Here is a 5,095-nt window from a genome sequence, read left to right as displayed (position 1 = left end):
TGGGGAGGCCGAGGTTGTCGCGCAGGGTTGTGCCGGTGTATTCGGTACGTAGGGAGCCGCGTTCCTGCAGGAGTGGCACCACCTTGTCGACGAACTCGTCCAGGCCGGTGGGGGTCAGGTGGGAGCCGAGGATGAAGCCGTCCGAGCCGTCGTTCTGGACGAAGGAGTCGATGCGGTCGGCCACCTGCGTCGGCGTGCCGATGAACTCGGTGCGGCTGAAGAGGTGGATGGCCAGCTCACGCAGTGAGTAGCTGTTCGCCTCGGCCAGTGCCCGCCAGCCGGCCACGGTCTCGTACGGGTCCTGGGCCAGGCGGGCCCGGCCCTGGATCACCAGGGGGGCGTCCGGGTCGGGGCCGACGTCCGGCAGCGGGCCGTCGGGGTCGTAGCCGGAGAGGTCACGGTTCCAGACGGTCTCGAGCAGGATCTGCGCCGTCCGGCCGCTGACCTGCGTCCGGGTGATCTCCCGGTGCCGTTCGACGGCGTCGGCCTGCGTGTCGCCGAGCACGAACGACGCCGAGGGCAGCAGCCTGACCGAGCCGGCCGGGCGGCCCTGGCGCAGCGCCCGGGCCTGGATGTCCTGGTAGAACTCGCGCGCCTCGGGCAGGTGGCGGTAGGGGGAGAAGATCGCGTCCGCGCTGCCGGCGGCGAAGTCCCGGCCCTGCGGGGACACCCCGGCCTGCAGGATGACCGGGCGGCCCTGGGGGCTGCGCGGGACGTTGAAGTGCCCGGAGATGTCGAACTGCTCGCCGTGCTGGCTGAACGCGCCCACGCTGTCGTCGCGGACGAACCGTCCGCTGCTCCTGTCGGCCACCACGGCGTCGGCGGGCCAGGAGTCCCAGAGCTTCCGGGCGGTGGCGAGGAACTCGCCCGCGCGGATGTAGCGGTCGTCGCGGTCCAGGAAGCCGCCGCGGCGGAAGTTCTGCCCGGTGAAGGCGTCGAAGGAGGTCACCACGTTCCAGCCGGCCCGTCCGCCGGAGAGGTGGTCCAGCGAGGCGAGCTGCCGGGCCAGTTCATACGGCTCGTTGAAGGTGGCGTTGATGGTGCCGACGAGGCCGAGGTGTTCGGTCACCGCGGCCAGCGCGGCGAGCACCGGCAGGGTGTCCGGCCGGCCGACGATGTCCTGGTCGAAGATCAGGCCGAGCCGTTCGCGCAGGATCAGGCCTTCGGCGAGGAAGAAGAAGTCGAACCTGCCGCGCTCGGCGGTCCGGGCCAGGTGCTGGAACGAGGAGAACGCGATCTGGCTGCCGGCGGCCGGGTCGGACCACACCGTGTGATGGTTCACGCCGCCGAGGTAGGCACCGAGGATGATCTGCTTGCGGGGCTTGCTCATGACGTGACGCTCCAGGCGTTCGATGCCGGCTCGGCCGGCGGGTCGGCGGGTCGGCGGGCCGGCCGGCGGGTCGTCAGGCGGCGGCGTAGCGGTTGGCGGGTCTGGGCAGCCCGAGCAGGGCACGTAGCGTGTCCGCCTCGTAGGCGGTGCGGAACACGCCGCGCCGCTGGAGCTCCGGGACCAGCGCGCGGGTGATCGCCTCCAGGTCGTGCGGGATCGTCCCGGGCCGCAGCCGGAAGCCGGACAGGCCCGCGCGCTGCCAGTCCCGCAGCAGGTCGGCGAGTTCGGCAGGGGTGCCGGTGAACACCAGCGCGTCGCTGCTGTACTCGCCGCCGGCCAGCTCGTCCAGGCGCTTGCGGCGGTCGTTCGCCGCCGTCGCGGCGGTGTCGAGGAAGACGACGAGATCACCGAAGACGTGCACGTTCTCCGCCCGGCCGGCGGCGTGCTGCTCGGCCCGGATCTCCTCGACGGTCGCGCGCGCGTCGTCGGCGTCCCGCGGGGTCACATAGACGACGTCGGCCGAGCGGGCGCCGAACCGGTAGGGCAGCGTGTTGTGCGCGAGCGCGGTGACCAGCGGCTGCCCCTGCGGCGGCCGCGGCACGATCGACGGGCCGCGGACGCTGAACCACCGGCCCTTGAAATCGATGTAGTGCAGTTTCTCGCGGTCGACGAACCGCCCGGTGGCGGTGTCGCGGATCTCCGCGCCGTCCTCCCAGCTGTCCCACAGCCGGCGGACCACCTCGACGAAGTCGCCGGCCTCCTCGAAGTACTCGGCGACCAGCGCCTGGCCCTCGGGTGTCGCGTAGTCCTCGAACCGGAGACGGGAGATGTCGCGGCGGCCGAAATGGGAGTTCTCACCGGGATGCGACAGCTGCGCCCGCCAGCCGGCCCGGCCGGTGCTGACGTAGTCGAGGGTCGCGATCGCCTTCGAGACGTGGAACGGCTCGGTGTGGGTGACGGTCGCGGTCGGGACGAGCCCGATGTGCGTCGTCAGCGGCGCGACCCGGGAGGCGATCAGCACCGCGTCCAGGCGGCCGCGCACCTGGTCGGTCCGCCCGTCCGGCCCGTCGAAGCGGGAGGACTGCACGCCGAGGGCGTCCTCGATGGTGACGAAGTCGAGCAGACCGCGCTCGGCCTCGGAGACCAGGTCGACCCAGTAGCGCGGGGTGAACAGCTCGAGCGGGCGGGCCCGTGGCTCCCGCCAGGCCGCGGGATGCCAGCCGGTACCGTCCAGCGCGACGGCGAGATGCAGTGAAGAGAGCGCGGGCATCGGACGTGTCGTCCCCTTCCGGTCTTCATTTCTGTCGTTGTTTCCGCTGCGCTGTTCAACGGGATTTCTCGTCGACGCCGCGGATCAGCGGGCGCCGGGCACGGAAAATCAGAGCGCGATCGCTCGTGACGGAAAACGATATGAACGACATACGGGCGGGCCCGGTATCACCGTACGGTGCCGTACCGGTGGATGATCGGCTGACGCTTTGTCAGCGGCAACAGAGGGAACTGGCCAGCCGGGAGAAGTCGAGGTATCTGCGGGCGGCGAATGTTCTCCTCATCGCCGGTGCATCCGCCGCCGATACGCTGGTCACCACCAGTGAACTTGTTGGCGGCGCATCCATCGGCGGCGCATCCGCCGACAGTGCACCCTTCAGCAGTGCACCCGTCAGCGCCACGATTAGACCGTAACCGAGGGCCGCGCGCGGCGCAATGACGTCGCCGTACCGGATCGCCGCGGCTGCCCACGCGGGACCGCCTGCCCGTGCCTGTCCAGCAGGCGCCGGGCTGGAGCGGTTCCGCCAGCGGCATGGCCGGCGGAACCGGCGCGCCGCCGGCAACCGGGCCCGTGTGTTCCCGCCGGCCTGTCCGGTGCGCGCCGGAAGCCCCGGGGCGGGGCGGGATACGAGCCGGCCGTGGCAAAGCCGGGTCTCGCGCGGTAAAGCCGGGTCACGGCTTGATCAGGCCGACCCGGATCGCGTACCGGGTGAGCTCCAGCCGGTCCTTCATGCCGAGTTTCTGCAGCAGGTTGGCGCGGTGGCGTTCGACCGTCTTGACACTGACGAAGAGCAGGCCGGCGATCTCCTGCGAGCTGTCTCCCTCGGCCACGAGCCTGAGAATCTCCTCCTCGCGCTCGGTGATGGCCCGCTCAGGGATGCCGCCGCCCTCACGGATCCGGTCGAGATAATTGCGGATGAGGGCGTTGACCGCGCCGGGACAGAGAAAGGGCTCGCCGCGCATGGTGGCCCGGCAGGCTTCGACGAGGTCACGGTCGGCGACCGATTTCAGAACATGGCCGGAGGCGCCATCGGCCCGGGGACATCGCCTCCGTGGCCGCGCCGGTCGCCACCGCCGGCCCGCGGCCCGGGCTTGTCTGTCCAGTACGGACATACCAGGCAGGAGGTGCTGACCATGGCTTACGTGTTCCTCGGACTGGCCATCGTGACGGAGGTCCTGGGGACCAGCCTGATCAGGAGCACGGACGGCTTCACCCGGCTGTGGCCGACCGTGGGCTGCCTTGCCGCCTACGGTCTCGCGTTCGTCGCGCTCGCCCAGGCGGTCGAGAAGGGCATGCGGGTCGGGGTCGGCTACGCCATCTGGGCCGGCCTGGGCACCGCGCTGGTCGTCGTGATCGGGATAGTCGGCCTGAACGAGTCGGTCACCGTCGCGAAGGTCCTCGGCGTGACGCTGATCATCGCTGGCGTGATCGTACTCAACCTCGGCGGTGCCCACTGAACGGCGGTGCCCGTCCGCTGAACGGCGGTGCCCGTGCGCGCGGGACCGCGTATCCGAGCCTGTCCACCGGCAGGGCGGAGCGTCCTTCATTTATTCCCCGTGCGCCGCTGGCACTTCCGTGCGTGTTCGCGCCGCGATGTAGTGGGCGTTGCGCCCGCTGCTGGAGCCGCGGACGAGCAGGTCCGGGACGAGCCGGTCGAGCGCGCGGTTCGCCCCGGCCGTGGTGAGGCCGGTCAGGGCTGCGTAGTCACCGCTGGTGATGCGTTCATGGGCGGCGAGCCAGGAGGCGATGACGTCCCGGGCGGCACCGCGACCAGGCCGCCGGTAGGTCAGCAGCCCACGCCCGGCCAGTTCCCCGATCGTGTCCGGATCGCCTTCCAGCCGGCGGAAGACAGCGGCGGAGAGCATCCAGACGTCCTTGTAGCGGTCGATGATGGTGTTGCCGTCTATTTGGGCGGTACAGATGGCCTCGAGGGCATCCCGCGCGTCGTCCGGGTCGGTCTGAAGAGCGCGCGCCGCGTCCTCGACGGTGAGGAAGGGGCGGTGCAGCAGCTCGTGGAGAACCACGGCGATCCGTACGTCGCGTCGGCGCGCGGACGGCTGGACCGACTCCATCAGGGACATGATCGGCAGGACCGGCGCGCCGCCGGCCAGCCGGGTCCGTACGTCCGGGCCGGCCAGCTCGGTGATCCGTGGCGGCCGGTGACCAAGTGAGATCATTTCCCGGTACATGCGGTCCACGCCGACGCCCTGCTTCTCCACCAGCCGTAGCGCGCGGAAGAGATCCGACAGGGCCGGGTAGCGGGCATACCTGCGGGAAAGGACGGTGTCCTCGGTGATCCCGCCGGCAAAGCCGCCGGGGCTGTCGACCTCGATGACGGTGTCATGGTCGAACCAGGTGACGACGACCGGCTCCGGACGCATCCAGTCCCGGTGCACGACCGCGTTGAGCAGGGCTTCACGGACGGAACGCGAGGGGATCCGCCGCGTCGGGATCTCGGCGAAGCCCCGCCGGACGGTGGTCACGCTGTTGAACGC

General features: G+C 70.9%; 5 protein-coding genes and 1 pseudogene. 2 read left to right on the top strand and 4 right to left on the bottom strand.

Annotation, left to right across the window (positions count from 1 at the left end):
* A partial coding sequence (locus tag NBW84_RS18355; protein WP_250285965.1) for an NtaA/DmoA family FMN-dependent monooxygenase occupies positions 1 to 1,330 on the bottom strand: 1,330 nt, incomplete at its 3' end.
* A gap of 73 nt (positions 1,331 to 1,403) precedes the next feature.
* Positions 1,404 to 2,600, bottom strand: a complete 1,197-nt coding sequence (locus NBW84_RS18350; protein WP_250285964.1) for an LLM class flavin-dependent oxidoreductase — start codon at positions 2,598 to 2,600, stop codon at positions 1,404 to 1,406.
* 188 nt (positions 2,601 to 2,788) lie between these two features.
* Here NBW84_RS18350 and NBW84_RS18345 point away from each other — a divergent pair, with 188 nt between their 5' ends.
* Positions 2,789 to 3,013, top strand: a complete 225-nt coding sequence (locus NBW84_RS18345) for a hypothetical protein (protein ID WP_250285963.1) — start codon at positions 2,789 to 2,791, stop codon at positions 3,011 to 3,013.
* Positions 3,014 to 3,271: 258 nt separating this feature from the next.
* Here the strand turns inward: NBW84_RS18345 and NBW84_RS18340 are convergent.
* Positions 3,272 to 3,628 (bottom strand): annotated as a pseudogene (locus NBW84_RS18340) (response regulator transcription factor); the annotation flags it as partial.
* 105 nt (positions 3,629 to 3,733) lie between these two features.
* Between NBW84_RS18340 and NBW84_RS18335 the strand changes: the two are divergent.
* On the top strand, positions 3,734 to 4,057 hold the full coding sequence (locus NBW84_RS18335; RefSeq protein ID WP_250285960.1) for a DMT family transporter: 324 nt from the start codon (positions 3,734 to 3,736) through the stop codon (positions 4,055 to 4,057).
* Positions 4,058 to 4,147: 90 nt separating this feature from the next.
* Here NBW84_RS18335 and NBW84_RS18330 read toward each other — a convergent pair.
* The coding region (locus tag NBW84_RS18330; RefSeq protein WP_250285959.1) for a DUF5635 domain-containing protein at positions 4,148 to 5,095 on the bottom strand (948 nt) is incomplete at its 5' end.

It is taken from the genome of Protofrankia sp. CiP1_Cm_nod2 (assembly GCF_920664355.1).
Classification (GTDB): domain Bacteria; phylum Actinomycetota; class Actinomycetes; order Frankiales; family Frankiaceae; genus Protofrankia.
The sequence above is the reverse complement of the archived record's forward strand: the minus strand, read 5'-3'. Positions and strand labels throughout refer to the sequence as shown.

What these genes read in the sequence shown, in the direction of transcription:
- NBW84_RS18350 (WP_250285964.1), bottom strand. Translation starts at nt 2,600, where the DNA reads ATGCCCGCGCTCTCTTCACTGCATCTCGCCGTCGCGCTGGACGGTACC.
- NBW84_RS18335 (WP_250285960.1), top strand. Translation starts at nt 3,734, where the DNA reads ATGGCTTACGTGTTCCTCGGACTGGCCATCGTGACGGAGGTCCTGGGG.